The 26,999-nt window shown below is 67.2% G+C and carries 26 protein-coding genes and 1 tRNA gene; 13 read left to right on the top strand and 14 right to left on the bottom strand.

The window, feature by feature from the left end; translation table 11 throughout:
• The first annotated feature begins 1 nt into the window (after nt 1).
• Entirely contained in the window at nt 2-151 is a 150-nt protein-coding gene (locus EGH21_RS08205) for a hypothetical protein (protein ID WP_220617973.1), read from the top strand.
• Between the two features lie 118 nt (nt 152-269).
• Here EGH21_RS08205 and EGH21_RS08200 read toward each other — a convergent pair whose 3' ends face one another.
• Nucleotides 270-2,456: an elongation factor EF-2 gene (locus EGH21_RS08200; protein ID WP_220617972.1), complete on the bottom strand. Its 2,187-nt coding sequence runs from the start codon at nt 2,454-2,456 to the stop codon at nt 270-272.
• A 187-nt stretch (nt 2,457-2,643) separates the two neighbouring features.
• Between EGH21_RS08200 and EGH21_RS08195 the strand changes: the two genes are divergently transcribed.
• Nucleotides 2,644-3,441, top strand: coding sequence for a DUF5781 family protein (locus EGH21_RS08195; protein WP_220617971.1), 798 nt, complete (start codon nt 2,644-2,646; stop codon nt 3,439-3,441).
• Here the strand turns inward: EGH21_RS08195 and EGH21_RS08190 are convergent.
• From EGH21_RS08190 to EGH21_RS08170, 5 genes are all read right to left on the bottom strand, one after another.
• Complete coding sequence (locus EGH21_RS08190) at nt 3,438-4,151, bottom strand: energy-coupling factor transporter transmembrane component T family protein (protein WP_220617970.1); 714 nt, start codon at nt 4,149-4,151, stop codon at nt 3,438-3,440. The genes EGH21_RS08195 and EGH21_RS08190 overlap by 4 nt on opposite strands.
• Nucleotides 4,145-4,849: an energy-coupling factor ABC transporter ATP-binding protein gene (locus EGH21_RS08185; RefSeq protein ID WP_220617969.1), complete on the bottom strand. Its 705-nt coding sequence runs from the start codon at nt 4,847-4,849 to the stop codon at nt 4,145-4,147. The genes EGH21_RS08190 and EGH21_RS08185 overlap by 7 nt, the downstream gene beginning before the upstream one ends.
• A complete protein-coding gene (locus tag EGH21_RS08180; RefSeq protein ID WP_220617968.1) occupies nt 4,846-5,430 on the bottom strand; it encodes a biotin transporter BioY in 585 nt (194 codons plus the stop codon). Before EGH21_RS08180 ends, EGH21_RS08185 begins: the two co-directional genes overlap by 4 nt.
• A 125-nt stretch (nt 5,431-5,555) precedes the next feature.
• Entirely contained in the window at nt 5,556-6,173 is a 618-nt protein-coding gene (locus EGH21_RS08175) for a 30S ribosomal protein S7 (RefSeq protein WP_220617967.1), read from the bottom strand.
• Between the two features lie 2 nt (nt 6,174-6,175).
• Complete coding sequence (locus EGH21_RS08170) at nt 6,176-6,604, bottom strand: 30S ribosomal protein S12 (protein ID WP_135305350.1); 429 nt, start codon at nt 6,602-6,604, stop codon at nt 6,176-6,178.
• Nucleotides 6,605-6,823: 219 nt separating this feature from the next.
• On the opposite strand from EGH21_RS08170, the gene EGH21_RS08165 reads away from it, so the two are divergent.
• Nucleotides 6,824-9,232 carry a methyl-accepting chemotaxis protein gene (locus EGH21_RS08165; protein WP_220617966.1) on the top strand — a complete coding sequence of 803 codons (2,409 nt, stop codon included), beginning with the start codon at nt 6,824-6,826 and terminating at the stop codon, nt 9,230-9,232.
• A gap of 13 nt (nt 9,233-9,245) precedes the next feature.
• Here the strand turns inward: EGH21_RS08165 and EGH21_RS08160 are convergent, their stop codons facing one another.
• From EGH21_RS08160 to EGH21_RS08135, 6 genes are read right to left on the bottom strand one after another with little or no spacing between them, the layout of a single operon-like run.
• On the bottom strand, nt 9,246-9,671 hold the full coding sequence (locus EGH21_RS08160) for a NusA-like transcription termination signal-binding factor (RefSeq protein ID WP_220617965.1): 426 nt from the start codon (nt 9,669-9,671) through the stop codon (nt 9,246-9,248).
• The gene (gene rpoA2 / locus EGH21_RS08155; RefSeq protein WP_220617964.1) at nt 9,671-10,846 is read right to left on the bottom strand and encodes a DNA-directed RNA polymerase subunit A''; all 1,176 of its coding nucleotides are present in this window, start codon (nt 10,844-10,846) and stop codon (nt 9,671-9,673) included. The genes EGH21_RS08160 and rpoA2 overlap by 1 nt, the downstream gene beginning before the upstream one ends.
• 2 nt (nt 10,847-10,848) lie before the next feature.
• Nucleotides 10,849-13,758 carry a DNA-directed RNA polymerase subunit A' gene (locus EGH21_RS08150; RefSeq protein WP_220617963.1) on the bottom strand — a complete coding sequence of 970 codons (2,910 nt, stop codon included), beginning with the start codon at nt 13,756-13,758 and terminating at the stop codon, nt 10,849-10,851.
• Nucleotide 13,759: 1 nt separating this feature from the next.
• Entirely contained in the window at nt 13,760-15,586 is a 1,827-nt protein-coding gene (gene rpoB, locus EGH21_RS08145; RefSeq protein WP_220617962.1) for a DNA-directed RNA polymerase subunit B, read from the bottom strand.
• A 1-nt stretch (nt 15,587) separates the two neighbouring features.
• Nucleotides 15,588-17,153, bottom strand: coding sequence for a DNA-directed RNA polymerase subunit B'' (locus EGH21_RS08140; protein WP_166968172.1), 1,566 nt, complete (start codon nt 17,151-17,153; stop codon nt 15,588-15,590).
• Complete coding sequence (locus tag EGH21_RS08135; protein WP_220617961.1) at nt 17,153-17,380, bottom strand: DNA-directed RNA polymerase subunit H; 228 nt, start codon at nt 17,378-17,380, stop codon at nt 17,153-17,155. The genes EGH21_RS08140 and EGH21_RS08135 overlap by 1 nt, the downstream gene beginning before the upstream one ends.
• Nucleotides 17,381-17,668: 288 nt before the next feature.
• Between EGH21_RS08135 and EGH21_RS08130 the strand changes: the two genes are divergently transcribed.
• The 4 genes from EGH21_RS08130 (at nt 17,669) to EGH21_RS08115 (ending at nt 19,880) form a co-directional block, all read left to right on the top strand.
• Nucleotides 17,669-17,741, top strand: a tRNA-Asp gene (locus tag EGH21_RS08130).
• 407 nt (nt 17,742-18,148) lie between these two features.
• Complete coding sequence (locus EGH21_RS08125) at nt 18,149-18,799, top strand: hypothetical protein (RefSeq protein ID WP_220617960.1); 651 nt, start codon at nt 18,149-18,151, stop codon at nt 18,797-18,799.
• 239 nt (nt 18,800-19,038) lie between these two features.
• Nucleotides 19,039-19,350: a winged helix-turn-helix transcriptional regulator gene (locus EGH21_RS08120; protein ID WP_220617959.1), complete on the top strand. Its 312-nt coding sequence runs from the start codon at nt 19,039-19,041 to the stop codon at nt 19,348-19,350.
• A 41-nt stretch (nt 19,351-19,391) separates the two neighbouring features.
• Nucleotides 19,392-19,880 (top strand): metallophosphoesterase family protein, encoded by a 489-nt coding sequence (locus tag EGH21_RS08115; protein ID WP_220617958.1) that lies wholly within the window; start codon nt 19,392-19,394, stop codon nt 19,878-19,880.
• A gap of 12 nt (nt 19,881-19,892) precedes the next feature.
• Here EGH21_RS08115 and EGH21_RS08110 read toward each other — a convergent pair whose 3' ends face one another.
• Nucleotides 19,893-20,231, bottom strand: coding sequence for a hypothetical protein (locus tag EGH21_RS08110; protein WP_220617957.1), 339 nt, complete (start codon nt 20,229-20,231; stop codon nt 19,893-19,895).
• A 117-nt stretch (nt 20,232-20,348) separates the two neighbouring features.
• Between EGH21_RS08110 and EGH21_RS08105 the strand changes: the two genes are divergently transcribed.
• Both EGH21_RS08105 and EGH21_RS08100 read left to right on the top strand, forming a co-directional pair.
• The gene (locus EGH21_RS08105) at nt 20,349-21,122 is read left to right on the top strand and encodes a coenzyme F420-0:L-glutamate ligase (protein ID WP_220617956.1); all 774 of its coding nucleotides are present in this window, start codon (nt 20,349-20,351) and stop codon (nt 21,120-21,122) included.
• A complete protein-coding gene (locus tag EGH21_RS08100; RefSeq protein WP_220617955.1) occupies nt 21,109-22,092 on the top strand; it encodes a 5,10-methylenetetrahydromethanopterin reductase in 984 nt (327 codons plus the stop codon). Before EGH21_RS08105 ends, EGH21_RS08100 begins: the two co-directional genes overlap by 14 nt.
• Here the strand turns inward: EGH21_RS08100 and EGH21_RS08095 are convergent.
• Nucleotides 22,040-22,267 (bottom strand): DUF8024 family protein, encoded by a 228-nt coding sequence (locus EGH21_RS08095; protein ID WP_220617954.1) that lies wholly within the window; start codon nt 22,265-22,267, stop codon nt 22,040-22,042. The two genes, EGH21_RS08100 and EGH21_RS08095, sit on opposite strands and share 53 nt — an antisense overlap.
• 91 nt (nt 22,268-22,358) lie before the next feature.
• Here EGH21_RS08095 and EGH21_RS08090 point away from each other — a divergent pair, with 91 nt between their 5' ends.
• The 4 genes from EGH21_RS08090 to EGH21_RS08075 all read left to right on the top strand — a co-directional run bounded on the left by EGH21_RS08090 (nt 22,359) and on the right by EGH21_RS08075 (nt 26,981).
• Nucleotides 22,359-22,661 (top strand): DUF7573 domain-containing protein, encoded by a 303-nt coding sequence (locus EGH21_RS08090; RefSeq protein WP_220617953.1) that lies wholly within the window; start codon nt 22,359-22,361, stop codon nt 22,659-22,661.
• A 171-nt stretch (nt 22,662-22,832) separates the two neighbouring features.
• The gene (locus tag EGH21_RS08085; protein ID WP_220617952.1) at nt 22,833-23,792 is read left to right on the top strand and encodes an AAA family ATPase; all 960 of its coding nucleotides are present in this window, start codon (nt 22,833-22,835) and stop codon (nt 23,790-23,792) included.
• Between the two features lies 1 nt (nt 23,793).
• Nucleotides 23,794-24,768 (top strand): DUF58 domain-containing protein, encoded by a 975-nt coding sequence (locus EGH21_RS08080; protein ID WP_220617951.1) that lies wholly within the window; start codon nt 23,794-23,796, stop codon nt 24,766-24,768.
• The gene (locus EGH21_RS08075; RefSeq protein WP_425433298.1) at nt 24,765-26,981 is read left to right on the top strand and encodes a transglutaminase TgpA family protein; all 2,217 of its coding nucleotides are present in this window, start codon (nt 24,765-24,767) and stop codon (nt 26,979-26,981) included. The genes EGH21_RS08080 and EGH21_RS08075 overlap by 4 nt, the downstream gene beginning before the upstream one ends.
• Nucleotides 26,982-26,999: the final 18 nt, after the last annotated feature.

Raw genomic sequence — 26,999 nt, 5'->3', positions numbered from 1 at the left:
CATGGGAGATAGAGACACGCTACACGTCTGTCGCGAATGTGGGGTCGTGATGGCTACGACGTCGGAGACGAGTCCGCGGAAGTGTCGGACCTGCGGTGCCACGAACTTCTCGGTGTTCGCGTCGAGAGAACACGTCTCGGTGCTTCGGTGAGTCCCGGGACGAGACAGCAGGCACACGATTTTTGTAACAACCGGTGCGACGCCACAGACTATCGAGCGGGCGGCGAGAGAGAAGAGAAGAGAGAGGCAGAACCGCAGTACGGCAGACGTTAGAAGTAGTCGATGGCGGCGGGCAGTTCCGTCTTCATGCCCTTTCGCTCTCGAATCTCGGTGATCTTCTCGGGCTGGAGGTTGTCGGCCATGACCTGGAAGCCGGCGTTCTCCGTGTTCCAGGAGGCGCGACCCTCGGTGGCCGAGCGGATGTCGGAGGAGAACCCGATCATCTCGTCGACGGGCGCGACGCCCTCGACGACCATCAGGTCCCCTTCCTGGTACATGTCGTCGACGCGGCCACGGCGACCCTGAATCTCGCCGGAGGCCGCGCCCATGTGTTCGTTGGGCACGTCGATACGGACCTGCTGAATCGGCTCCAGCAGTTTGATGTCCGCGTCGATGAGGGCGTTGTGGACGGCCTCACGCACGGCCGGGATGACCTGAGCCGGACCGCGGTGGATGGCGTCCTCGTGGAGACGGGCGTCGTGGAGACGCAGGAGCGACCCCTGGACTGGCTCTGCGGCCAGCGGGCCGTCGTCGAGGGCCTCTTCGAGCCCCTCGATGACCAGTTCCATCGTCTCGTTGAGGTGCTGGATACCCTTCGTCTCGTCGAGGAGGATGTTGGTCCCGTGGATGTGCTCGATGTTCTGGGAGTCGTCCTTGTCCATGCCGGCCTCCTGCAGCGCCTCTCGGCGCTCCAGTTCGGGCATGTCCATCGACGCCTCGCCGAGCTTGATGGTCTCGACGATGTCGTCGCTGAGCGGTTCGACGGTGATGTAGAACCGGTTGTGGTTGTTCGGCGAGCGGCCCTCGACCTCGCGGGACTCGCTCTGGGGCGCCTCGCGGTAGACGACGATGGGTTCGCCGGTGTTGATGGGGATGCCCTGGTTGCGCTCGATGCGCTGGCCGATGACCTCCAGGTGGAGCTCACCCTGCCCGGAGATGAGGTGTTCGCCGGTGTCCTCGTTGATCTCGATCTGGATGGTCGGGTCCTCCTTGGCGACCTGCTGGAGCGTCTGGATGAGCTTCGGCAGGTCGTCCATGTTCTGTGCCTCGACGGACTTCGTGATGACCGGCTCCGAGATGTGTTCGATGGACTCGAAGGGGGTCATCTCGACGCTACTGACCGTGGAGCCGGCGATAGCGTCTTTCAGGCCGGTGACGGCGGCGATGTTGCCGGCGGGTACCTGCTCGACTTCCTCGCGCTCGCCACCCATGTAGATGCCGACGCTCTGGATGCGGTTCTTGCCGGCGGTCCCGGAGACGTACAGCTCCTGACCCTTCTCCAGCGTGCCGGAGAAGACGCGGCCGGCGGCGATCTCGCCGGCGTGGGGGTCGACGCCGATGTCCGTGACCATGAGGACGACCTCGCCGTCCTCGTCGACCAGTCGCATCTGCTCGGCGAGTTCGGACTCGTCGTCGCCGCGCCAGATGCGGGGGATACGCATCGGCTGGGCGTCGACGGGGTTCGGGAAGTGCTCACAGACCATGTCGAGCACGACGTCCGACAGCGGCGTGCGCTCGTGGAGCTCCTGGCGCTTGTCGGCGCGTTCGAGCTCCATGATCTCGCCGAAGTCCATCCCGGTGCGCTGCATCGACGGCATCGAGACGCCCCACTTGTAGAGGGCGGACCCGAAGCCGACGGTGCCTTCCTCGACGGAGACGGTCCAGTCCTCGACGTCGTCCATCTCCTCGGTCATGCCGCGGATGAGTTCGTTGACGTCCTGGATGACCGAGAGCAGACGCTGCTGCATCTCCTCGGGCCCCTCCTGCAGTTCGGAGATGAGGCGGTCGACCTTGTTGATGAACAGGGTCGGCTTGACGCCCTCGCGGAGCGCCTGTCGGAGCACCGTCTCCGTCTGGGGCATGGCACCCTCGACGGCGTCGACGACCACGAGCGCGCCGTCGACGGCGCGCATCGCACGGGTCACGTCCCCGCCGAAGTCGACGTGGCCGGGGGTGTCGATGAGGTTGATGAGGTGGTTCGTCTCCTCGTACTCGTGGGTCATGGAGACGTTCGCCGCGTCGATGGTGATACCACGTTCCTGCTCGTCCTCCTCCGTGTCCATGGCCAGCTGCTGGCCGGCCGTGTCGTCGGAGATCATGCCCGCACCGGCGAGCAGGTTGTCCGTCAGCGTCGTCTTGCCGTGGTCGACGTGAGCGGCGATGGCGATGTTCCGGATGTGCTCCGGGTCGTCCATCAGTGTCTCACATTCTTGAACGATTTTCTTGCGTCGGCCCATTATACAGAAGCGTATCCACAGGAGGGTCAAAAGGATAGTGTTTCCGTGTGAGCGTGCTATTCGCACGCGAACGTCCCACTCGGGAGACGGCAGTCCCGTCGGCCCACCGGTCGCGGCGCCAGACGGTCGGCAACGGGGCGACTCGCCCGCAAGAGCCATACGTCCGCACAGCGTGTGAACAACACACATGGACGTCCACGTACGGAGTGGGCCGGCCGAACCGTTTCTCAGCGCGCGGGACCTCTTCTCGACCGAGTACGACCTCGACCGACCGGTGACAGTACGGGTGGAAGCGGACCCGGACGAGCGGACCCGAGTGAGTCACGACGACGACAGCCACCGACTGACAATCTCACGGAAGGCCGCGACGAGCGCGATGGCCCGCGAACTCGCCCTCCACGAGTTCGCACACATGCACCACTACGAGTGCGGTCACCCCTCACACACGCAGTCGACCGAGGAGGCCATCTATCTCGCACTCGCCGGTCGGTCCGTCGAACGGCGGAAACTGATTCACTGCTACCAGATAGCCAACCACATGAAAGACGTCTACGCCGACGACGTCTGGATGGCGATGGCCCCGGGCGACAAACTCGTCGGCTTCCTCGAGGCGAGTCTGGCGGCCGCCGTCGCCGACCGACCGGCCGAGATGCGCGGGTGGGGGAGTGTCGCCGTGCCGCCACAGCACCCGCGACAGACCGGCAGCGCGACCCGTCTCACGCCGGCCGCGGACCCGGACATCACGGCGGTCAACGCCGCCTTCGCACTGGCACTGTGTGAGCGCCACGACCTCGTGGCCGAGGACCACAGGCTGTACGACCTCGCACACGCGGCCGCACAGGACGCCGCCGACGTCGACCTCTCGGAGTTCAAGCGCCACTTCGAGTCGCTCGCTCCGGACCCCGACGAGTCGGAGTTCCGCAAGGCGCTGGTCGACGTGACCAGAGCGTACGCCAGCGACGAGAGCGGTCGCGCCGCGGACTAGAGGAGTGCCAGCGCCGGCGAGAGCGACAGTGCCAGCCCCAGCGCCAACACCGGGTAGTCGGCCCGAGCGAACGCGAGGGGCGGGAGCGTCGGGTTCCACGCGAAACAGCGCGCCCGGAGCGCGACGCCGAGTCGGTCCGAGCGTGCGAGCGTCCGCTCCAGCGACCGGACCACGAGCAGTCGCGCCCGTTCCCACGGCGGGCGACGCTCGCCGCCGCGGGCCCGAATCGCGTCCCGAATCTCGCGCACGTCGCCGAGGACGACCGGGAACAGGCGGACGACCAGCGCCGTGCCGACGCCGAGCAACTGTCCGGCCTTCCCCGGGACGACCCGCTGGACCGCCGCACGCGTCTCCCGAACCGGCGTACTCCGCAGATAGGCGGCGCTCACGAACAGGACCGGCACGACCCGGGCGACGAGGCGGGCCGAGCGAAGCGCCGGGTCGACCCGGAACCACGGCGGCCCCAGCGTGAGACCGGCGAGCACCGGTGCGAGTGCCAGTACGCCGAAGACGACCCGGTAGGACCGGAGGACGGCCAGCGGCGAGAGTCGTGCCGCCGCCACCGCCAGCAGGCCGAACAGCGTCGCGGCGGCGAGCCACGGCACCGTCGGGTGGGCGACGACGGCGACGGCGAGGCCGAACTGGACCAGCAGTTTCGAACGGGGGTCCAGCCGATGGGCGAACGTCTCGCCGGGTCGGTAGCTCAGCATCGCGGGTCACGCACGCCGAGGTCCGTGAGGTCGTCGAGCGCCCCCTCGGGGTCGTCGTCGAGGACGACCCGCCCGTCCCGAAGGCCGACGACACGGTCGGCCCGGTCGTGGAGGTCACGCAGGTCGTGGGTCACGACGAGGAGCGCGGTCCCGTCGTCGTGGAGCGCGTCGAGACGTGAGAGGACGCGTTCGCGGGCCGGCCAGTCCAGCCCCGCCAGCGGTTCGTCGAGCACGAGGTAGTCGGGTTCCATCGCGAGTGCGCCCGCGATGGCCGCACGCGCCTGTTCGCCGCCGGAGAGTTCGTCCAGCCGCTCGTCGGCCCGCCCGTCCAGCCCCACGGCGGCGAGGGCGTCCTCGACGCGCCGGTCTATCTCGGCCCTGTCGAGGCCGAGGTTCTCCGGGCCGAAGGCCACGTCGGCGCCGACCGTCGCCGCGACGAACTGGTCGCGGGGGTGCTGGAACACCATCCCGACGGTCGTCCGCGCGACCACCGGCGCCTCGCGCACGTCGGTCCCGTCGACGTCGACCGTCCCGCTGTCGGGCGTCAACAGCGCGTTCAGATGCCGGACGAGCGTCGTCTTCCCGCTCCCGTTGGGGCCGACGAGCAGGCAGAACTGGCCCTCGGGAATCGAGAGTGACACGTCGTCGAGGACGACCCGGTCGCCGTACCGGAAGGTGAGGTCCCGGACCGTTATCATCGCCGGGCGAGGTAGCCACCCTCGACGATGGCGACGGCGATACCGAGTTTCAGGAGGTCGAGCGGGACGAACGGGGCCATCACGGCCGCTGCTTTGGGGAGCGGGAGTCCCGTGACCGCCGACAGCCACGGGACGCCGATGGCGTACACGACGACGAGCGCCGCGAACAGCCCCACGATCTGGACGGGCACCGACACCGCGGCGAGGTCGCGGGGTTCGACGCCCCGGTGGACGACGGCGCCGGCGACGACGCTCCCGACGAGAAAGCCGACGAGGAAGCCCCCGGTCCCCTGCCCGACGAGGACGTAGCCCAGCCCGGCGTTACCGTTCGAGAACACCGGCACGCCGGCGATACCGACGAGGAGGTACAGCGCCAGCGCGAACCCGCCCCATAGCGGGCCGAGGAGGAGGCCCGCGAAGAACATCCCGAACGGCTGGAGCGAGAACGGCGGGAGCGTCCCGGGCAACGGTATCGACACCTGCGAGAGCGCCGCCGTCAGCGCCGCGACGAGCACCGCCTGTGTGAAGTGCTTGACCGTCTCGTCCCCGACGAGGTCGACGGACGCGTACTCTTGAGACATACGCTAGCCTCTCACGTCAACCAGAATATAACCGACGGTTCACGAGGTCGTGCGGCGACGCCGTGGGCGAGGCAGCGACGCGACTGCCGGACGGTGTGAGAGAAGCGAAAAGACAGTCCCGCAGATCAGCGAGCGGCGGCCGCGACGCGCTCTTTCTCCTCTTTCTGGTTGACGGCGTACGTCTGGACGTCGTCGTTGGCGGCACCGACGAGTTGCTGAGCGAGCGCCTCGGCGGCGCTGGTGGTCGTCTTGTACGTGCTGCCGTAGACGCCCTCTGCGAGGTACTTCAGGGCCTGGTCGACGCGGCGCTGGGGCGCGACGTCGACGGCCTTCGGGACGGAGATGCCACCGTACTTCAGGCGGACGGTCTCCTCTCGGGGCGCGCTGTTCTCGACGGCCTGGACGAGCACCTGGACCGGGTTCTCCTCGGTGCGCTCGTGGACGATGTCGAAGGCGTCCTGCACGATGGAGGTGGCCAGTTGCTTCTTGCCCGTGTTCTCGTCGGTCTGCATCAGACGGTTGATGAGGCGCTCGACGACGCTTATCTCGGACTTCTTGAACTGCTTGTCCGCGTGGCGACCCATCGTGTGGGCGATGGGCGTCACGGTGATGTAGCGCTCGGTCGACGGGTCGGTGTACTCGATGTCCGTCACCGACCACTCGCCGAACAGTTCGGCGCGGGCCGTCTCTTCCTCGTCTGTGCCGGCGGGTGCGTCGGGTTCGGGTTGTTCTTCCTCGCTCATGGTTATCGGACCGGTTTCTCGGCGTTGCCACGGACGAGTTCGATCATGGAGACGCCGTTGACCTTCTCGACCTTGTAGTTGACACCGGAGAGGTCGCCCATCGCACGACCCTTCGCCCCACCGATACCGGCGATGGTGACCTCGTCGTGCTCGTCGATGAAGGAGATAGCGCCGTCACCGGGACAGAACGCGGTGACCTGCTTCCCGTTCTTGATGAGCTGGACGCGGACACACTTCCGAATCGCGGAGTTGGGCTGCTTCGCTTCGATGCCCACCTTCTCCAGTACGATGCCTCGACCCTGCGGCGCGCCCTCGAGCGGGTCGGACTTCTTGCCGAGGCCGCGTTCGCGGCGCGCGTAGTCAGAGTCGGACCACCGGTGCTTCTGGCGGTCCTTTTTGAGTTTGCGCGCGGCGTATTTGCCGTTTGCCATAGTACGCGTCGTTATCCTGCGGAGGTACTTAAGACTCTTCTTTCGTCGTCGGCCGATACGCCCGGTGTGTGGCGTTCGCACACACGACGTCGCCCCGGTCCGGGGGTGCGAACGGCCCGTTGTTTCCACGCCCCCGAGACCGATACTTACTCTTGATAACTGGACGGGAGAACTTAGGTAGACTGTCGAAAGACCACGGGACAAGAGCCGACAGGTACGATGAACATAGAAACTTTTCTTCCGGACTTCGTCCGCGAGAGCTACTTGCGTAAGTTCGCTCTCGCCGTCGCCGTCATCGCGCTGGTCGTGACGGCGGCTGGACTGGTCGCACAGAGCGCCATCGCGAGCGAGTTGACCGACCAGCGGACCAACGAACTGCGGACGACGACCCAGCAGGAAGCGGACGGCATGGAGGGGTGGCTCGAACGACGGACACAGACGACTCGGCTGCTGTCGAATCACTACTACGTGAGCGACGCGACGGCGACGCGGGCGCAGGGGACCTTCGAGCACGAACAGGAGCGTCTGGGCGGGTCGGTCCACGCCATCAATCTCGTGAACAGGTCGACCAACAGGATAGAGCGGAGTACGGTCGACGGCTACCGGGACCGCTCGCTGAGTAGCTTCGGCATCGCGTGGCAGCGCGGCTCGCTCGTTCTCAGCGGGACCAACGACGTCGCACAGTCGCGCGTGTTCAAAGAGGGCGACCACTTCTACCTCGCGTTCACCAGCAGCGTCCCCCGGACCAACTACCTGACCGTCACGTTCTACAACGTCAGCCAGCACTCGGAGACGTTCAGCAACTCTATCGAGGGTGGGGCGACGCGGGTCGTCGAAACCACCAGCGGTCGCGACGAAATCGTCTTCGCGGGCGACGAGTCACAGATATTCAGTTCCTACGACAGGACCGCGGAGACACGGGCCGTCTCGTCGGCCGCGAACGGGACCAGCGGCGTCATACAGGACGGCGAACAGGTCCTGAGCTACGCGCCCGTCGAGGGGAGCAGTTGGGTCGTCGTCAAGAGCGTGCCGACGGCGAACGCCTACGCCCTCCGGAACCGCGTCCAGCGAGACCTCTTCGCGCTGGTCGGCCTCGCCTTGCTCGGCTTCGTCGCCGTCGGCGCGTTCGTCGGCCGCGACATCCGTCGCTCGCTGACCGGCGTCGCCGACCACGCCGAGGCGTTGGCCGCCGGTCGTATCGACGAGACCGGCGAGACCAGCGACCGACTCGACGAGGTCGGGCAGGTCGAACGGGCGTTCACCGACATCCAGTCGTACCTCCGCACCGTCGCCGACCAGGCCGACGCACTCTCCAGACAGGAGTTCGACGACCCTGTCCTCGAGGAGGACGTGCCGGGGCGCCTCGGTGACTCGCTTGACGCCATGCGGACCGACCTCCAGCAGTTCGTCACGGAGATAGAGGACGCGAAGGCCGACGCCGAGGCCGCCCAGCAGGAGGCCGAGGCACTGGCGACCTCGCTGGAACGGCAGGCCGAGGAGTTCTCGGGCGTGATGCGCCGGGCCGCCGACGGCGACCTGAGCCAGCGTCTCGACGCCGACACCGACACCGAGGCGATGAACGAGATAGCGCGGGCGTTCAACGACATGCTCGCCGAGTTGAGCCAGACCGTCGTCCACATCCGGGCGTTCGCGGCCGACGTCGACGGCTCCGCCGACCAGATAACCGCGAGCGCCACCGAGGTCCGGGACGCGAGCGAGGAGGTCAGCGAGTCGGTTCAGGAGATAGCGGGCGGGGCCGACCGGCAACACGAGAACCTCCAGCAGGCCGCCGACGAGATGTCGAACCTCTCTGCGACCATCGAGGAGGTCGCCGCACAGGCCGACGAGGTGGCCGGCACCGCCGCGGAGGCCGCCGACGTCGGCGAGACGGGGAGCCAACGGGCCGGCGAGGCCGTGTCGGTCATGAACGACATCGAGGACCGGGCCGAGGAGACCATCGCGCGCGTGGAGGCCCTCGACGAGGAGATGACCCACATCGGCGAGGTGGTCGACCTCATCGACGACATCGCCGAGCAGACGAACATGCTGGCGCTGAACGCCTCCATCGAGGCCGCACGCGCCGGCGAGGCCGGGTCCGGGTTCGCCGTCGTCGCCGACGAGATAAAGCAACTCGCCGAGGAGACCAGCGACGCCACCGACGAGGTATCCACCGTCATCGCCGACGTGCAGGACTCAACCGACGAGGCCGTCTCGGACATCCGCGAGATGGGCGACAGCATCACGGAGGGTATCGACACCGTCGACGACGCCATCGGCTCGCTGGAGACCATCGTCGACCGGGTCGAAGAGGTCAACGACGGCATCCAGTCTATCAACGACGCGACCGACGAACAGGCGAGCGCCACCGAGGAGACCGTCTCGATGGTGGACGAGGTCGGCTCTATCAGCGAGGCGACCGCCAGTCAGGCCGAGAGCGTCGCCGCCGCGGCCGAAGAACAGACCGCGACCATCGACGAAGTGACCACGAGCATCCAGTCGCTGTCGGCACAGGCGACGGACCTCCGAGAGCTATTGACACAGTTCGACGTCGAGTCCGACCAGGAGTTCGTCGGCGACACCGACGTGTTCGACCCTGACGTCGCCGCCGACGGACAGGGCGACGACTGAAAAACGGGCGTCGTCAGGTCAGTTCGATGCCGTCGATTTCGAAGTGCCGCTTCGCGAGCTGGCGAGCGGCGTCGATGTTGCGCCCCTCGCGGCCGATAGCCGCGCCACGGTCTTCCTGGGCGACCTCGACGTAGGCCACGGTGTCGTCGTTCTCCGAGACGGTGACGTTGTACACCGCCGCCGGAGCCAAAGCGTTGGCGACGAAGTTCTCGGCCGTCTCGGCGTCCTCGACGAGTTTCACGTCACGGCCGAGTCGTTCTTCGACGGCTTCGACGGTCTGTCCGCCGGGGCCGATGGCGTCGGCCATCTCCCCGCGCTTGACGAGGTAGACGATCTGGTCGTGGTCCTCGTCGACGACGCAATCCCGGACGGTGACGTCGGCCTCGTCCTCGAAGAGGGCGACCAGTCGGCGCGCTTCGTCCGAGATTTCGACCCGCATCAGTCCTGACTCGCGCCCATGCGGAGGTCGACGTCGCCGGTGCCCAGTTTGATGGGCTTGCCGACGATGACGTTCTCTGTGACGCCGTCGAGTTCGTCGACCTCGCCGTGGATGGCGGCGTCGAGGAGGTGGTTGACCGTCACCTCGAACGCCGCGCGAGCGAGCACGGAGTCTTTCGACCCGCTAATTCCGTGGCGGCCGATGGACTCGATGGTCCCCTCGTTGGTCATGATGTCCGCGACCAGCATCAGGTGCCGGACGTTCACGTCGTCCAGCCCCTGTTCTTCGAGGGTGTTCATCGTCTCGTTGATGAGCGTCTCGCGGGCCGCCTCGACGCCGAGGTTGCGGTATATCTCGTGGATGTTGTTACACGTGGTGCGGGAGGCGTCGACGCCCTCGATGCCCAGCACCTCGCCGAAGTCCGACCCCTCGGTGTAGAGGACGAACTCCTCGCCGTCTTCGAGATCTTCCTTGCGGATGACGACGCGGGATATCTCCTCGATACCCTTGAACACGATGTCGCGCAGTTCCTCGACGAGCTGGAGGAGGTCCCGGTAACTGGGCTCCTCGGGGCCGAACTCGATGACGGTGCCGGCCTGCCGGGTCTGGACGCCGAGGTTGGACTCGATGGTCTCGGCTATCTCCTCGGCGATGGCCTCCGTGTCGTTCACGGTGGGCCACCGCTCCAGGAGGGTGTCCTCGTTCAGGTCTATCTGGACGAGCATGTCCGCGACGTTCGTCGAGATGTCACCCAGCGCGAGGATGCGCGTGGCCTCTATCTTCCAGACGACCTCGTGTGCGCGCTCGCGGTCGTCGGCGTACTCCTCGTCCAGATGGACGGTCATCATCGGCGTGTCCGGCGTCTTCCGGGCGTCCACCAGTTCGATGAGGCGCGGGAGCCCCTGCGTGACGTCGATTTCGGCGACGCCCGCGTAGTGGAACGTGTTCATCGTCATCTGGGTCCCCGGTTCGCCGATGGACTGGGCCGAGACGGTCCCGACCGGGTCGAGCGGGTCGACCCGCGTGTCCATGTAGCGGGACTCGACGGCCTTCGCGATGCGGTCGGCGTCCTCGACGCCGACGCCCTTGGCCTCTATCGTGCTGTACACCTCGTCTTTCAGCCGTCGCGGGAGTTCAGTGTCCTCGACGACGGCCTCGATGTCTTCGGATACCATGGTCAGTCATCACCCTCGGCCATCCACCAGTCGTCGGCGTGTTCCGAGAGGTTGGTCCGCTCGGTGCGCTGCCCGAGGAAGCTCTCTTTCTGTTTCTCGCTCTCGAACTCCTCGTTGAGGACGCTGTCGGCTATCTGTTCGACGTCGACGGCGGCCTCCTCCTGACTGGAGGAGACGTCGACCGGCGACGTGCCGTCCTCGCCGAACTCGAACTGGACGATGGTGTCCGAGGTGTCCCGGACGGTGCCGTCGTACTGCGTCTCCAGTTCGGAGAGCGCGTTGATGAGGCGTCGCTGGAGGTACCCGGACTTCGAGGTCCGGACTGCCGTGTCCACCAGCCCCTCGCGACCACCCATGGCGTGGAAGAAGAACTCCTTCGGGCCGAGCCCCGAGCGGTAGGACGCCTCCACGAACCCGTGGGCGTCGGCCGAGAGGTCGCCCTCCTCGAAGTGCGAGAGGGTCCGCCCCTCGTACCCGCGGTTGATGCGCTCGCCGCGGACTGCCTGCTGGCCGACACAACCGGCCATCTGGGTCAGGTTCAGCATCGACCCACGCGCGCCGGACTCGGCCATCACGACGGCCGGGTTGTCGTCGTCGAAGTGGTCCTCGGCGATGTCACCGGCGGAGTCACGCGCCTTGCCGAGCGTCTGCATTATCTTCATCTCCAGCGTCTCGTCGACCGTGCGGCCGGGCAGGGACTCCAGGTCGCCGGCCTCGTAGGTCTCGATGAGTTCCTCGACGCGGTCGTAGGCGTTGTCGATGGCGTCGTTGATCTGCTCTTCGGCCGGTCGCGGAATCGACTCGTCGTCGATACCGATGGAGAACCCGAAGTGCATGATGGAGCGCATCGCCAGCGCGGAGACTTCGTTGACGAGGATGCGGGCGCGGGTCTTCGAGTAGTCCTTCGCGATGGTGTCGACGACTTCGCCGCCGAACGCGCCGACGGCGTCCTCGTCGATGGTCCCGGAGGTCATCTCGCCGTCCTCGATGACGACGGTGTCGCCGGCGGAGGACGTGAACTCCAGATTGAGGTCGTCCGGCAGCAGTTCCGAGAACAGCGTGCGGCCGGTCCAGTACTCCTCCCCGGCGTCGTCGACGCCGTCGGGTTCGGGCAGTTCGTCGATACGAGTCGCCCGGAGCAGGTCCAGCGCCTGCGTCTCGTTGAACTGCGGGTTGGTGTGTGTCAGCAGGTACGTCCCGCTGATGTGGTCCTGGATGGCGCCGATGATGTTCTCGCCGAAGCGCGGCGAGAGCATCTGTTCCTGCACGCGCATGAGGACGCGGGCCTCGGCCCGGGCCTCCTCGTTCTGCAGCGCGTGCATGTTCATCTCGTCGCCGTCGAAGTCGGCGTTGTACGGCGGGCAGACGACGGTGTTCAGGCGGAACGTCTTGTACGGCATCACCACGACCTCGTGGGCCATGATGGACATCCGGTGCAGCGACGGCTGTCGGTTGAAGATGATGATGTCGCCGTCGACGAGGTGGCGGGACACTTCCCAACCGGGTTCGACCTTCTCCGCGAGTTCCTCGCAGTTCTTCTCGGTCACCTTGAGTCGGCGGCCGTCCGGTCGTCGGACGTAGTTGGCACCCGGGTGGCCCTCGGGGCCGTTGGCAACGTAGCGGCGAGCGTTGTCGAGGTTCCGCTCGTTGACGTTCATCGTCTGGGTCATCTCGCGGGCGACGCGTTCGGGGACGCCGACCTCGTTGAGCGAGAGCGTCGGGTCCGGCGAGATGACGGTACGCGCCGAGAAGTTGACGCGCTTCCCGGACAGCGAGCCACGGAAGCGTCCCTCCTTGCCCTTCAGCCGCTGGGAGAGGGTCTTCAGGGGCCGACCGGAGCGGTGTCGTGCCGGCGGTGTGCCCGAAATCTCGTTGTCCATGAACGTGGTGACGTGGTACTGCAGCAGTTCCCAGAGGTCCTCAATGATGAGTTGCGGGGCACCCGCCTCGCGGTTCTCCATGAACCGCTGGTTGATGCGGATGATGTCGACCAGTTTGTGGGTCAGGTCGTCCTCGGAGCGCTGGCCGTTGTCCAGCGTAATCGAGGGACGGGCGGTGACCGGCGGCACCGGCAGCACCGTCAGAATCATCCACTCGGGGCGGGAGCGCTCGGGGTTCATGCCGAGCACTTCGATGTCCTCGTCCGGGATGTCCTCGAACCAGTCCCGGATGTCCGAGGGCATGAGTTTGTTCATGTCCTCCTCGGTCAGGTCGACCGAGAGCGCCTTCTCCAGTGCGCGCCGGTCCTCCTGTCGGGGACGGAACTCGCCGCTGAGAATCTCCTGCACGCGGCCGCTGTCGATGCCCGTCTCCTCGGCGAGGTCGGACGGGGAGATGCGCTCGTCGGCCTCCTCCATGGCCTCGGCGATGCGGTCGGGGTAGTCCGCCGACAGCACCTGCTGGACCTCGTAGTAGGTCGTCGGCTTCTCGTGTTTGATGTCGTACTGCTTCTCGCCGCAGTACGGACAGCGGTCCTTCTTTCGGGCCTGTCGGATGGCGGCCTTCGTCACGTCGTTCAGGTCGCGGCCGAGGTCACGCGAGCGCTGGAGTTGCTCGGTGAACTCCTCGCGTTCGCTCTCGTCGAGACAGAGCCGCGAACACTCCCGGCAGGTCCCTCGCAGGAGCCGTCGGATGAGCTTCGCGAACCCGACGTGGATGACCGGGGCGGCGAGTTCGATGTGGCCGAAGTGACCGTTACAGGACCCGCTGTGTTTCCCACAGGTCTTGCACTCCAGTCCGGGGTCGATGACGCCCAGTCGCGGGTCCATCAGCCCCATGTCGATGGGGAAGCCGTCGTCGTCGTAGGTGTCGGCCGTGATGACCTTCGTGGCCGACATCTCTCGGTACTCCTCGGGGTCCATCAGCCCGAAACTGAGCTGACCGATCTCCTGTGGTGTCTGTTGGGAACTCATGCTAGACTGCGTCCTCCAGTTCGATTCGCGGAGCGATGCCGAGCGCCTTCATCTCGTCCAGGAGGAGTTTGAACGCGTAGGACATCTCCACCTCGTGGATGTCCGTCTCCTCCTCGCAGTTCGGGCAGTAGATGCGCCGTTGTTCGACGTTCTCGACGGCGGTCATGCCACACTCGCCACAGACGTTGATCCACTCGCGGTCGGACTCGTCGAGCAGACGCTCTTTGAGCGCCATCGCCGCGCCGTGCCCGATGAGCACGTCCCGCTCCATCTCGCCCACACGGAGGCCACCCTCGCGGGCGCGCCCCTCGGTGGGCTGACGGGTGAGCACCTGCACCGGCCCGCGCGAACGGGCGTGCAGTTTGTTCGAGACCATGTGGTAGAGCTTCTGGTAGAAGATGTCCCCGACGAAGATGTCGGCCTCGATCTTCTCGCCGGTGACGCCGGAGTACATCGTCTCCTTCCCGCTGGAGTCGAAGCCGTGGGCTTCGAGCGACCCGCGGAGTTCCTCCTCGTCCTCGCCGGTGAAGGCGGTGCCGTCGACGCGGCGGCCTTCGAGTGCGCCGACCTTGCCGCCGATCATCTCTAAGATGTGGCCGACGGTCATGCGCGAGGGGAGCGCGTGCGGGTTGATGATGAGGTCCGGCACGACGCCCTCCTCGGTGAACGGCATGTCTTCCTGCGGGGCGATGTGGCCGACGACGCCCTTCTGGCCGTGTCGGCTGGCGAACTTGTCCCCGAGTTCGGGGATACGCTCGTCACGCACCGAGACCTTCGAGAGCTTCGAGCCGTCCTCGCCCTCCATGAGCGTGACGGTGTCGACGACGCCGGATTCGCCCGAGCGCATCGTGACGCTCGTCTCGCGGCGCTTCTGCGGGGAGAGACCGCCCATGTCGTCCGGTTCTTCGAGGAACCGGGGCGGGCTGGTCTTGCCCAGCAGGACGGCGTTCTCGCCGACGTCCGTCTCGGGGTTGACGAGGCCGTCGTCGTCGAGATGCGTGTACGCTTCCTCACCGCGAGCGCCACGGACCTCGTCGTCGGGCATCTCGAAGCGGTCTTCCTGTCCGCCGGGGTAGCGCCGTTCCTCGCCCTCGTAAGTCCGGAAGAAGTGCGAACGGGCGAGTGCGCGGTCGACCGACCCCTTGTTCATGACGAGTGCGTCCTCGATGTTGAACCCCTCGTAGGACATCACGGCGACGACGAAGTTCTGTGCCGCCGGCCGGTCGTCGTACCCGATCTGCTCGGTGGTCTGGGTCTTGACCATCGATAGCTGCGGGTAGTGCAGCAGGTGCTGGCGGGTGTCCGGGCGGATACGGTAGTTCGCGCTCGGTAGCCCGAGTGACTGCTTTATCATCCCCGACCCCATCGTAATCCGCGGACTGGCGTTGTGCTCGGGGTACGGAATCATCCCCGCACCGATACCGAACATCAGTTGCGGGTCGACTTCGAGGTGCGTGTGGTTCTCGGTGAGTTCGTCCTCGTCGACGCCGACGAGGATGTCCTCCTCTTCCTCGGCGTCGATGAACTCGACGACGCCGCGCTCGACGAGTTCCTCGAACTCGAGTTCGCCGTTCTTGACCTGCTCGACCTCCTCGTCGGACATCAGCGGTTCGCCGTCCTCGACGACGAGCAGCGGTCGGCGGGCGCGGCCCGCGTCGGCGTTGATGATGACCTCGTCGGTGCGGTCCTTGACCGAGACGTTGACCATCTGGGAGACGTCCCCCCGTCGTCGCGCCTGTCGGACCTGATCTGCGAGCTGTTCGGGGTCGGGATGTGTCCCGACCAAACTACCGTTGACGTATACCTTGGCTTCTCGTCCCTGACTCATGTTAATCGTCCGCGGGCTGCTGTTGGATAGATTCGATACCGGGGATGCCCTGGACCCCCATATCTGCGAGTTCCTGTTTGAGACCCTGTGCGTCCTCGACGTCCTGTGACAGCTCCATCGCCTGCGCGAAGTTCTTCACGAGCCCACAGTTCGGGCCTTCAGGCGTCTCGGAGGGACAGATGCGACCCCACTGGGTCGCGTGGAGGTCACGCGCTTCGAAGTGGGGCTGCGAGCGGCTGAGCGGCGAGCGCAGCCGTCGGAGGTGTGAGAGCACCCCCATGAAGTCGGTGCGGTCGACCAGTTGCGAGACGCCGGAGCGGCCGCCGACCCAGTTCCCCGTCGCGATGGGGTGTTCGAGTCGCTCGGTCAGCACGTCGGAGCGGACGACAGTGGAGACAGAGAGCTGTCGGTTCCGCATGTTGGCGCGTTCGAGCTGGTACTTCACGTCCCGGGCGAGCTTGTTCAGCGCCGTCCGGAACAGGTCGGTCATCAGGTCGCCGCTGACCTTCAGCCGCTTGTTGGCGTAGTGGTCCTTGTCGTCGGACTCACGGCGCTCGAGTGCGAGTTCGAAACAGGCCTCGGCCATCCGGCAGAGGTAGTACGCCTTGTTGATGCGGACCTCTTCCTCGTCGACGCCCTCCTCGTGGAGGTGCGGCAGGAGGTAGCGGTCGATGACGTAGTTGGCGCGTTTGAGCTGGTAGTTCTTGCCCTGCCCGGAGGCGACGCGCTGGCCGAGCGTCTCGATGGCCTCCTCGGTCGTCTGGACCTCGGCTTCCTCCAGATTCTCGAGCATGAACTTCACGATTTCCGGGTCCTCGGAGACGCGGTGGACGATCTCCTCGTCGGATTCGAGGCCGAGCGCGCGCACGAGCGTCACGAAGTCGATGCTGCCGGAGACAGACGGGAAAGAGACTTCGAGCAGTCCGTCGCGGGTGCGCTCACAGAGAACGAGCGCACGGTAGCCACGGCGCTGGGAGAAGGTCTTGGCGACCTGCACCTCGTCGCCGTACTTGGTGTCGTACTCCGCGAGAATCTTGTTCGGCGCGAGGTCCTCGCTCGTCATCAGGACGCGCTCGGAGCCGTTGACACAGAAGTAGCCGCCGGGGTCTGCGGGGTCCTCGCCGATGTCGATGAGTTCCTCGTCGGAGAAGCCGGCGATGTTACACTTGTTCGACCCGACCATGATGGGCATCCGTCCGATCTTGGTCTCGGTCCGGTCGACGACTTCCTCCGGTTCCTCCTCGCCGCCGCGGACGATGGCCATCTCCATGAACACCGGCGCGGAGTAGGTGATGTTCCGGAGACGGGCTTCCTGCGGGTAGAGCAGTTCCTCACTGCCGTCTGCCTCCCGCACTCGCGGGGTGACGACGCGGACGTCGCCGAGTTCGACCCACACCGGTTCCTGTCCCTCCTTGTCGCCGATGTCGGTGTCGATGGTCTCTTTCTCGTCGACCACCTGCTGCATCCCTCGGTCTAAGAACGCGTTGAACGAGCGGAAGTGATGTTCTGCGAGCCGTTCCTTCGCGAAGTACTCACGCGAGATCGCGCGTCGGTCCTGTGTGTTCATTATTCCACCACCAGCCGATAGACGACTGCCGTATCGGTCGTTCGCGAGTCGCGTTCGATGCGGATGACGTCACCGACCTCCGCGTCGTCCGGGAGTGCCGGGTCGGCGCGTTTGATCTTCGGGAGGTCGGTCTTCTTGATGTCGTACTCGTCGAGCACTGCCTCGAGGTCGTCCTCGTCGACGACGCTGTGGTCGGGGACGAGGTCGTGTTGACTTACATCTACCATGTGTGTGTGCGTGCGTGGGGCCTGCTGCTGGAGAAGGTGGCTGTCACGAGATACTACAGGTCGGTATTGTCGGCACGCATATAACACTTACCAACTTGGCCTGCTGTAGCTACTGGAGCCCACAGCGCCCACACACAGGCGGCCGTGGGATGGCCTCTCGTACCAGCCAGTTCGACCAGACCGAATATAGAAGTTTGGGTCCCGTCACGAGTACCCATAACAGGGCGCCTTCCTTTGGAAAGTCTTAATACTACCACCGGGATACGAATGAATGCAGCGAGGCAGCGTGCCCGGATGGTGTAGTGGCCCATCATACGACCCTGTCACGGTCGTGACGCGGGTTCAAATCCCGCTCCGGGCGTCTTCTACCGCGAACAACTCCGACGACCATCGCGTAGTGTGTGCTCGTCACAGTGAGTGGGTGAAACGCTGAAAGGGATTTGAAGCACGGAACGAGTGAGCGGAGCGAACGAAGTTCAGGTGGTTCAAATCCGGCTCCGGGCGTCTTCTCTCTCACTCAACTCTCCAGCGAGGCGTCTCGTCGTGCCGTGTGCTCAAGACCGTCGCTCGTCGTCGACACCCCAGATTAGCGGCGGTATAACCAAACGACCGGGCCGAGAACTGCGGCACGTGAGGGGGTGTCCCCCCTCTCCCTGTCATAGGCCCGCCGTGGGGGCGGACGTACGGAGACTGACGCCAATCGGGCATAGGCTTTGTCCCGCGACAGCCGTCGACAGACTGTTTAGTGGCGCCGTACCAACAGGGGGCATGGACGACGTCGACGGCGAGGAGATGCCCGGCGCCATCGTCGAGGCGTTCCTCGAACGCGAGGAGGGCGTGCGGGCGCTACTGGAGGAACTGGAGAAGTTGACCATCGAGGGCCGCCACGGGGAGGTGCGTGAGCGCCTCCGCAACCTCGCCGACAGCGACGAGTCCGTGTTCTACACCGTCGCCTTCAGCCTCACCAACTCCCGGCAGTTCTTCGGCGACGTGGAGGCCCAACTGGACGTGACCGCCGCCGACCGCCTGCGTGACCTCGCGGAGACGTACCCGACGCTGGCCGAACCGTTCAACATCGTGCGCACGGAGCGAGCGGAGGACCGTCTGAACCCGGTGACGGACACCAGCTACACCGTCACGTACCACCACACCGTCGAGTCGCCGATGATAACGTACAGTCCGCTCTCGGGCGACCAGCAGTTGTACGAGTCACGCGGCACCCCGAGCGAGGTGTTGCGGGTGGCGACGGACCTCGCGTCGGCGACGACCGACGGCCTGGACGTCGCGTTAGAGAACGACTACTCGGTGAACACGGAGGAGTTGAGCACGCTCATCGACCGGCGCGAGGAACTGGAGACGGAGCTGTCGAAGCTCAGAGACCAACTGGACGAGTTGCGTCGGACGCCCGTAGAGGAGTAGGGTGGGGCGCGAGTGAATCGAGCGGCCCACCTCGAACGCGAGCGGTGAACGGAGTGAACCGCGAGCAGTAGCGAGGGTCTGAGCGGAGCGAGGACCCTCGGCGGAACGGGGAACGGAGTGACCCGTGGAGCGATAGCGAGAGCGCGACCGGAGAGCGGGCAGCCCGCCACGCGGCCGGTGACGCGACCACAACTGGAGCGTTTATATACTGCCGCGCGTAACCGTAGGTACGATTCTCAATGGGCATAGAGCGACTCGCCAATCAGGTAGAGAAGGAGAGCAGGGACCTCGCGATTCTGGAAGTCGTCATCGAACAGGGGCCGATAGGTATCGTTCGTCTCTCGGAGGAGACCGGCATCCCCGAGCACAAGGTGCGGTACTCGCTGCGGATGCTGGAAGACGACGAACTCGTCGACCCGACACCGCAGGGGGCGGTTCCGGCCGACGACATCGGCCAGCGGGTCGCCGCCATCAACGAGGGTATCGCCGGCCTCGTCGAGCGCCTCGAAGACCTCGCAGACCTCGTCCCGACGGCCGAGACGGCCGAGTAGGCCGGCCAACCGTTTTCACGGGGGCCGTCGAAGCGGGTTCCATGGACGTCGCACTCGTCAGCGACACGCACATCCCGTCACGAGCGACGGCGATACCCGACGCGTTCCGCGAGCGCATCGAGGCCGCCGACCACGTCGTCCACGCCGGCGACTTCGACAGCGAGGGCGCGCTGTCGAACGTCAGAGCGGCGGCGCCGCGCCTCACCGCCGTCGGCGGGAACATGGACCCCAGAATCGGCCTGCCCGACGTGGCGACGGTCGAACTCGGCGGGGTCACGTTCGTCGTCACGCACGGCACCGGGTCGCGCCGCGGCTACGAGGACCGGGTGGCCGGCATCGTTCGGGAGGCGGCAGGGCCGGACGCCGTCGGCGTCGCGGGCCACACCCACGAGGTGCTGGACACGACCCACGGCGGCGTGCGCCTGTTGAACCCCGGGAGCGCGACGGGCGCGTCGCCGGCGGACCGAGCGACGATGATGACCGCCACCGTCGCCGACGGCGACCTCGACGTGACGCTCCACGAGCAGTAGCCGTCCGGGTTCTCACGACTGCGTCGTCGGGTCGCGGCGTGGCCCACCGACGAGACGCCACAGCGCCCAGAGACAGCCCACGGTCCCGACGGCGGCGAGGACGGTACCGACCGGGCGGAGCAGGGCGGCCGGGAGCGACGCCAGCACACCGGGCGTCACGGCCGTCGGCACCAGCAGGAACCGCAGGCCGAGGCCGACGACGACGAACAGGCCACCGAGCGCGTAGTCCCGACGGACCGGCCACGCGGGAACCGCCCCGGAGAGCGTCCGGACGAGGTGAAAGACGAACAGGAGGCCGGCGGTCGACCCCATCGCGTGGAGGAGGAGGAACGCGGCCAGACGGGCGTCCATGGCGTCGTTCGGAGCCCGGGCGACAAAACCCCACGGACGCTACCGGCAGCGATTGCCACCGTCGGACGGGCTTGCTACTAACGGCGTCCTTTTTCCCGCGGAACCCACAGGAGCAGTATGGACGTCTCCGCGGTCGAGGGACTGCCCGAGGTGCGCCCCGGCGACGACGTGGCCGAACTCGTCGCCGAGTGTGCGGACCTGCAGGACGGCGACGTGCTCTGCGTGGCCAGTACCATCGTCTCGAAGGCGGCGGGCCGACAGGCCGACCTCGACGACTTCGAGGCGAGCGACCGGGCCCGGGACATCGCCGACCGCATCGCGGCCGTCGCCGGCGAGGAGAAAGACCCGCGTTTCGCGCAGGCGGTCATCGAGGAGAGCGAGGAGATCATCCTCGACGCGCCGTTCATCCTCGCGGTGACGCACTTCGGCCACATCACGGTCAACGCGGGCATCGACCGCTCGAACGTGCCAGACGCCGACCTGCTGTTGCTCCCCGAGGATCCGACGGACTGCGCCGAGCGGATTCGGGCGGGCGTCCGCGAGCGAACCGGGGCCGACGTGGCGGTCGTCGTCACGGACACCTCGGGCCGGCCGTTCCGTCTCGGACAGCGCGGCGTCGCGCTGGGGTGGGCGGGCATCCACGCCGCCCGCGACTGGCGCGGCGAACACGACAGGGACGGGCGCGAACTCGGCGTCACCGTGCAGGCCGTCGTCGACGAACTCGCCGCCGCGGGCAACCTCGTCACCGGCGAGGGCGACGGCGGCACCCCGGTCGCTCTGATTCGGGGCTTCGAGTTCGGCGACCACGGCGGGAGCGACGACCTCTACCGCTCGCCGGAGAAAGACGTCGTCCGGCAGGCACTCAGGGAATGGTCTCATGTACGGGATTGAACTCACTCCGGAACACCCAGTCGCACAGCTATCCGACTTCGCCGTGCAGGCCGAAGAGGCGGGCTTCGACGCCGTCTTCGCCAGCCACCACTACAACAACCGCGACCAGTTCATGTCGCTGGGAGCGATGGCCAGCCAAACCGACGAGATTCTGCTCGGGCCCGGCATCGCCAACCCCTACGAGACCCACCCAGTGACGCTGGCCTCGCGGACGGCGACGCTCGCGGAGACGAGCGACGGCCGCGCCGTCTTCGGCGTCGGCCCCGGCGACAAGTCCACCATCCGCAACCTCGGGTTCGACCACGACGACGCCCTCCGGCGCGTGCTGGAGACGTTCAAGGTCGCCCAGCGCCTCTGGGACGGCGAACGCGTCGACCACGACGGCACCTTCACGGCCGACGACGCGGGCCTGAACTACGAGGTCGGCGAGATTCCGGTCTACGTCGGCGCGCAGGGGCCACACATGACGCGGATGGCCGCCAAACACGCCGACGGCGCACTGTACAACGGCGCGCACCCGAAGGACCTCGCGTGGGCCCGCGAACAGGTCGAGGAGATGGCCGAGGACCGCGTCGCCGACACCGAGTTCGACCTCGCGGCCTACGCCAGCGTCTCGGTCGCCGAGGACGCCGACGCGGCCCGCGAGGCCGCCCGGCCACCGGTCGCGTTCGTCGCGGCCGGGTCGCCACCGCCGGTGTTAGACCGCCACGGCATCGACCACGACGTGGCCAGCGACGTCGGTGACGCCATCTCGGCCGGTGAGTTCGAGACGGCGTTCGGGCTGGTCACGGAGTCGATGCTGGAGGCGTTCTGTATCACCGGCACGCCCGAGGACGTCGCCGAACGCACCGAAGCACTGCGAGAACACGCCGACAGCGTCGTCTTCGCCTCGCCGCTCGGTCCCGACGTCGAACGGGCTATCTCGCTTCTCGGGGCGGCGGTGACCGACCGCCGCTCCCCGGACGCATGACGAGCGAGAGCGCCGCGCCCAGCGTCAGGTAGCCGAAGACGACGGAGGCGGCACCGACGAACAGCGTCCCGAACAGGATGAGGATAGCCGACAGCGGGTCGGCCAGTGCGACGTCGGCGAACCGAACCGGCATCTCGACGATACTCTGGATAAGCTGTGTGAGTAGCCCTTGCATACGCGCCGCTTAGCAGTCGGCCCACTTTGTGCTTCCGTTCGCGGCGACCGAGCCACACAGCTATTTGACGCTCCCGGCCCCAGTGAGCGCCATGGGAGAAGACGCCTCGCTGGACCAGTTCGTCGGCAGCGGAGACGACGGAGACGACGACGCGGGCGACACCGACGCGAGCGACGCCAGCGACGCGACGGCTGTCGACAAGGAGGCTGCGAGCGAGGACGCCGACACCGAGACGGCGACGGCGTCCGAAGGCGACCCGACGCCGGCGACGACCACCTACGCGTGGTCCGACGAGGGCACGCAGTGTGCGTCGTGTGGCGAGGTCGTGGAACGTCGTTGGCAACAGGACGGTTCCCTCGTCTGCGTAGATTGCAAGGAGTGGGACCGGGCCTGATACGGTCGTGTGTCATAGGTGCGCATCCAGCAGAGTTACGTGCTCTCGCCCCAAAGTACGGGCAACTGGAACTTCGCACCGTGGTGACGGGCACGGGGACAAAGCACTTACTCGGCGTCGCACCAACGCAGGATGCCCTGTGGTCTCCACCACCGTGCGGACCCTCCACTCATGACAGATACGGACACTACACGCGGCCAACAGTCGGACAGTGCGCTCCGCGACGCGACCGGCGTCGCGACACAGGTAATCGAGAACGTCGAGGAGGTCATCGTCGGCCACCACGACGAGATCGAGCACATCGTGACGGCGATGCTGGGCCGTGGCCACATCCTGCTAGAGGACGTCCCCGGCGTCGGCAAGACGATGCTCGCGCGGTCCGTCGCCGCGTCGTTCGACGGCGAGTTCAAGCGCGTCCAGTTCACCCCCGACCTGCTCCCGACGGACGTCACCGGCGTCAACGTGTTCAACCAGAAGACCCAGGAGTTCGAGTTCCGCCGCGGCCCCATCTTCGGCAACGTCGTGCTGGGCGACGAGATCAACCGCGCGCCGCCGAAGACCCAGTCGGCACTACTCGAAGCCATGGAGGAGGGACAGGTCTCCGTCGACGGGACGACCCACAGCGTCCCGCAACCGTTCACCGTCATCGCCACCCAGAACACCGTCGAGCAGAACAAGGCCTACGACCTGCCGATGGCCGAACTCGACCGGTTCATGACGAAACTCCATCTGGGCTACCCCGACGAGGGCGAGGAGACGGCGATGCTCGGCGAGGTCGTCGGCCACCACCCGATAGAGGAACTGAAACCGGTCGCGACGCTGAGCGACCTGCAAGCGGCCCGGGACACCGTCGCCGACGTGTCCGTCGAGGAGCCGATTCGGGCCTACGCGACGCGCCTCGCCCGTTACACCCGCGAGCACGCCGAGTTGGGCGTCAGCCCGCGCGGGAGCATCTCGCTGTTGCGGGCCGCACAGGCCCGGGCGGTGCTGAACAACCGCGAGTACGTCGTCCCCGACGACGTCCAGCAGGAAGCGCCCGTGGTCCTCCCCCACCGGATTCGGACCGACAGCAGCGAGCAGACGGCCGCGGACCTCGTCACCGCGGCCCTGAACACCGTCGACGTCGAGTAAGATGCGCCCGACACGTCGCGGCGTCGGTGTCCTGCTGGTCGCCGGCGCCGCCGTCGCCGTCGGCGCGCAGTTCGGCCAGCAGGCGCTCGGTGCGGTCGCCGGTCCCCTGTTCGTCGCCGTCGTCGCCGCCGCCGGACAGGTGTACTGGGCCGGCACGCCGACCGTCGAGCGCCAGCCACCGCGCCGTGGGTTTCCGGGCGAGAGACGAAGCGTCGAACTGACGGTCGACGGGAGCGGCGTCGCCCGCATCACCGACCGCCTCCCGGACGGCATCGACGGGACGACGACGACCGCTCGCTCGCTGCCGGCCACGGTCAGGTACGACGTGACCTACGACCGACGCGGCGAGCACCGCCTCGGCCCGGTCGACGTCAGGGTGACCGACTCGCTGGGCCTCGTCACCGCCTCGACTACCGTCGACGTGACCGACGACGTACTCGTCTACCCGCGGGTCTACCGACTGGGCGGGCCGGAGGCGTTCGTCCGGACGCTCACTCCCGACGCCGAGGACCGGCAGGCGTTCGACCGCCTCCGCGAGTACGTCCCCGGCGACTCACTGCGGGACGTCCACTGGAAGTCGAGCGCGAAGCGCGACGACTTGCTCGTCAAGGAGTTCGCCGACCGGAACAGCGACCGCGGCCTCGTCGTCGTCGCGGAGGCCGAGGAGGGACACGCCGACGAGATGGCCGCCGCCGCCGCGACGGTGGCGATGGGCGCTCTGGAGAGCGGCCTCGCCGTCGAACTGGTGACGCCCGACGGGAGCGTCGACACGGGCTACGGCGACACCCACCGGGTCCGCCTGCTGGAGACGCTCGCACGCACCGGCGCCGGGACGACCGGCCGGAGCGGCGACGCGGACGTGCTGGTGACCGCCGACGCCGACGGCGTCACGGTCACTGTCGAGGACAGACAGCGGGCCTTCGAGGACGTGACCGTGAGCCACGACAACCCCCTCGCCGGGGAGGTGGGGTCGTGAGCGTCCTCGCCCGCGTCCGCGGACGGCTACCGTGGGGCGAGACGCGACTGCTGGCGCTGCTGTCGGTCGCACTCGTCCTCGGCGCGCCGCTCCGGACGATGTACCACCTCATCGACGTGGTCGGGTCGCCGACGGTGTTCCTCGTCGTGACCGTCGTGTCGCTGGCCGCGGCGGCCGTCCTCGCACGAGTGCTGCGCCCGATACTCGCGATAGCGGTGGGTGCGGTCCTGTTCGGTGCCGGCCTCGTGTGGTACGTGACGAACCTCTCGACGGACCCGGCGGTGTCCGCGCTCCTGCGTGACACCCTGGCGCTGTTGAGCGGTCGACGACTGCTCCAGATAGCCAACGTCCGCCTGTGGGTCATCTCCTTCGCGCCCGCCCCGGTGTTCCTCACGACGTACTTCGCGCTCCGCCGGTGGTACGTCACGGCGACGCTCGCGGCCGGGACGGCGCTGGGCTTCTTCGTCCTGACGACGGACGCCGGCGTGGTGACGACGTTGCTCGGCGTCGTCGGTGCGTTCGCGACCATCGGGTTCGGGACGCTCGACACGCTGGACGACGGTGAGAGACGCACGGCGGAGAGGAACGCCGCCGGCCCGGGCACGAGCACCGACGACGAGGGCATCGACTCGGGTCGGCGCGGCGTGCTCGAACAGTTGGCGGCGATAATCGTCCTGCCGGCGATACTCTCGCGACTGCCGTCGGTGGCGGGGACGTCGCTCTCGTTCGCCGACGAGGAGCAACCGACCGTCGAGGGGAGCATCGTCGACGCCGACGAGTCGATGACGGTACAGGGGGACATCACGCTGTCGCCGACGGTGCGCTACACCGTCGAGAGCGAGGAGGCGCGCTACTGGCGGGTCGCGGCCTACGACCGCTACACCGGCGACGGGTGGGTCCGGACGGGGAACGACAGTCCGTACGACGGGACCCGTCTCGCCGGGCCACCGGGCGACAGCCGGACGGTCCGGCAGTCCTTCGAGGCGGAGTCGGACATCGGCACCGTCCCCGCCGCCTGGAAGCCGGTGCGGTACAACGGCGACCCGGCGGTCGAACTGACGACGCACGAGGGGTTCCAGCCGGTCGGTGACGTCGCCGCCGGCGACAGCTATCAGGTCGTGAGCGAAGTGCCTGTCGCGACGCCGCGGCAGTTGCGCGAGGCCGGGACGGAGTACCCCGACGTGGTGACCCGCCGCTACCTGCAACTGCCCGAGAGCACGCCCGACCGGGTCGGCGAGACGACGGCGACGCTGACCCAGAACGCGCAGAACCCCTACGAGACGGCGCTCGTCGTCGAGCGATGGCTCCAGAACAACCGCGAGTACTCGCTGGAGGTCGAGCGACCGGAGCGGAACGTCGCCGACCGGTTCCTCCACGCGATGGACCGGGGCTACTGCGTCTACTTCGCGACGACGATGGTGACGATGCTGCGCACGCAGGGCGTCCCCGCGCGGATGGCCGTCGGCTACACGCCGGGGGAACAGGTCGACGAGAACCGCTGGGTGGTCCGCGGCCTCGACTCTCACGCGTGGGTCGAGGCCTTCTTCCCCGGTCACGGCTGGGTCCAGTTCGACCCGACGCCAAGCGACCCGCGGGAGGCGGCCGAACAGGCCCGCATCGAAGAGGCCCGCGGCGACGGCGTAGAGTCGGTCGACACGGGAGAGACGGGCAACGGCTCCGAGTTCACCCAGACGGAGACGCCCACCCCGCCGCCACTGACCGAGGACAACGAGACCACGACGACGGAGACGCCCGAGCCGACCAACACCACGAACGAGACGACGACGCCGTTCGGTGGCCCACAGGGCGACAGCGGCGGCGAGGGCTCGTCGGGCTTGACCGTCCCCGACCTCCCCTCGCGCGAGGAGACGGCGCTGGGACTGGTCGCACTGCTCGGGACGGCGGCCGGCCTCCGCAGGGCGGGCGTCACCGAGCGCGTCTCCCGGGCGATATGGCTCCGCCACCAGCGTCGGACCGACCCGGAGACGGACGTCGAGCGGGCGTTCCAGCGAGCGATGTACGTCCTGCAGGACGAGCACCGTCCCCGAGAAGCCGGCGAGACGGTCCGGACCTATCTCGACGCCGTCGACGCCGACGCGGACGTCCGTCACCTCGCGACGCTCCGCGAACGGCTCCGGTACGGTGGGACTGTCTCGGAAGTAGCAGCCGACGAGGCCGTCGAAATCGCCGACAGCGTCGTCTCGAACCGGTAAGCTCCGCTTTCCCCCGAC

Origin of the sequence: Haloarcula rubra, from assembly GCF_019599465.1 — an archaeon.
Taxonomy (GTDB): domain Archaea; phylum Halobacteriota; class Halobacteria; order Halobacteriales; family Haloarculaceae; genus Haloarcula; species Haloarcula rubra.
Note: the sequence above shows the minus strand (reverse complement) of the source record. Positions and strands in the feature narration are given on the sequence as shown.

Excerpts from the sequence above, each read along its gene's own strand:
- EGH21_RS08205 (WP_220617973.1), top strand. The coding sequence starts at position 2 with ATGGGAGATAGAGACACGCTACACGTCTGTCGCGAATGTGGGGTCGTG.
- EGH21_RS08200 (WP_220617972.1), bottom strand. The coding sequence starts at position 2,456 with ATGGGCCGACGCAAGAAAATCGTTCAAGAATGTGAGACACTGATGGAC.
- EGH21_RS08195 (WP_220617971.1), top strand. The coding sequence starts at position 2,644 with ATGGACGTCCACGTACGGAGTGGGCCGGCCGAACCGTTTCTCAGCGCG.
- EGH21_RS08190 (WP_220617970.1), bottom strand. The coding sequence starts at position 4,151 with ATGCTGAGCTACCGACCCGGCGAGACGTTCGCCCATCGGCTGGACCCC.
- EGH21_RS08185 (WP_220617969.1), bottom strand. The coding sequence starts at position 4,849 with ATGATAACGGTCCGGGACCTCACCTTCCGGTACGGCGACCGGGTCGTC.
- EGH21_RS08180 (WP_220617968.1), bottom strand. The coding sequence starts at position 5,430 with ATGTCTCAAGAGTACGCGTCCGTCGACCTCGTCGGGGACGAGACGGTC.
- EGH21_RS08175 (WP_220617967.1), bottom strand. The coding sequence starts at position 6,173 with ATGAGCGAGGAAGAACAACCCGAACCCGACGCACCCGCCGGCACAGAC.
- EGH21_RS08170 (WP_135305350.1), bottom strand. The coding sequence starts at position 6,604 with ATGGCAAACGGCAAATACGCCGCGCGCAAACTCAAAAAGGACCGCCAG.
- EGH21_RS08165 (WP_220617966.1), top strand. The coding sequence starts at position 6,824 with ATGAACATAGAAACTTTTCTTCCGGACTTCGTCCGCGAGAGCTACTTG.
- EGH21_RS08160 (WP_220617965.1), bottom strand. The coding sequence starts at position 9,671 with ATGCGGGTCGAAATCTCGGACGAAGCGCGCCGACTGGTCGCCCTCTTC.
- rpoA2 (WP_220617964.1), bottom strand. The coding sequence starts at position 10,846 with ATGGTATCCGAAGACATCGAGGCCGTCGTCGAGGACACTGAACTCCCG.
- EGH21_RS08150 (WP_220617963.1), bottom strand. The coding sequence starts at position 13,758 with ATGAGTTCCCAACAGACACCACAGGAGATCGGTCAGCTCAGTTTCGGG.
- rpoB (WP_220617962.1), bottom strand. The coding sequence starts at position 15,586 with ATGAGTCAGGGACGAGAAGCCAAGGTATACGTCAACGGTAGTTTGGTC.
- EGH21_RS08140 (WP_166968172.1), bottom strand. The coding sequence starts at position 17,153 with ATGAACACACAGGACCGACGCGCGATCTCGCGTGAGTACTTCGCGAAG.
- EGH21_RS08135 (WP_220617961.1), bottom strand. The coding sequence starts at position 17,380 with ATGGTAGATGTAAGTCAACACGACCTCGTCCCCGACCACAGCGTCGTC.
- EGH21_RS08125 (WP_220617960.1), top strand. The coding sequence starts at position 18,149 with ATGGACGACGTCGACGGCGAGGAGATGCCCGGCGCCATCGTCGAGGCG.
- EGH21_RS08120 (WP_220617959.1), top strand. The coding sequence starts at position 19,039 with ATGGGCATAGAGCGACTCGCCAATCAGGTAGAGAAGGAGAGCAGGGAC.
- EGH21_RS08115 (WP_220617958.1), top strand. The coding sequence starts at position 19,392 with ATGGACGTCGCACTCGTCAGCGACACGCACATCCCGTCACGAGCGACG.
- EGH21_RS08110 (WP_220617957.1), bottom strand. The coding sequence starts at position 20,231 with ATGGACGCCCGTCTGGCCGCGTTCCTCCTCCTCCACGCGATGGGGTCG.
- EGH21_RS08105 (WP_220617956.1), top strand. The coding sequence starts at position 20,349 with ATGGACGTCTCCGCGGTCGAGGGACTGCCCGAGGTGCGCCCCGGCGAC.
- EGH21_RS08100 (WP_220617955.1), top strand. The coding sequence starts at position 21,109 with ATGTACGGGATTGAACTCACTCCGGAACACCCAGTCGCACAGCTATCC.
- EGH21_RS08095 (WP_220617954.1), bottom strand. The coding sequence starts at position 22,267 with ATGCAAGGGCTACTCACACAGCTTATCCAGAGTATCGTCGAGATGCCG.
- EGH21_RS08090 (WP_220617953.1), top strand. The coding sequence starts at position 22,359 with ATGGGAGAAGACGCCTCGCTGGACCAGTTCGTCGGCAGCGGAGACGAC.
- EGH21_RS08085 (WP_220617952.1), top strand. The coding sequence starts at position 22,833 with ATGACAGATACGGACACTACACGCGGCCAACAGTCGGACAGTGCGCTC.
- EGH21_RS08080 (WP_220617951.1), top strand. The coding sequence starts at position 23,794 with ATGCGCCCGACACGTCGCGGCGTCGGTGTCCTGCTGGTCGCCGGCGCC.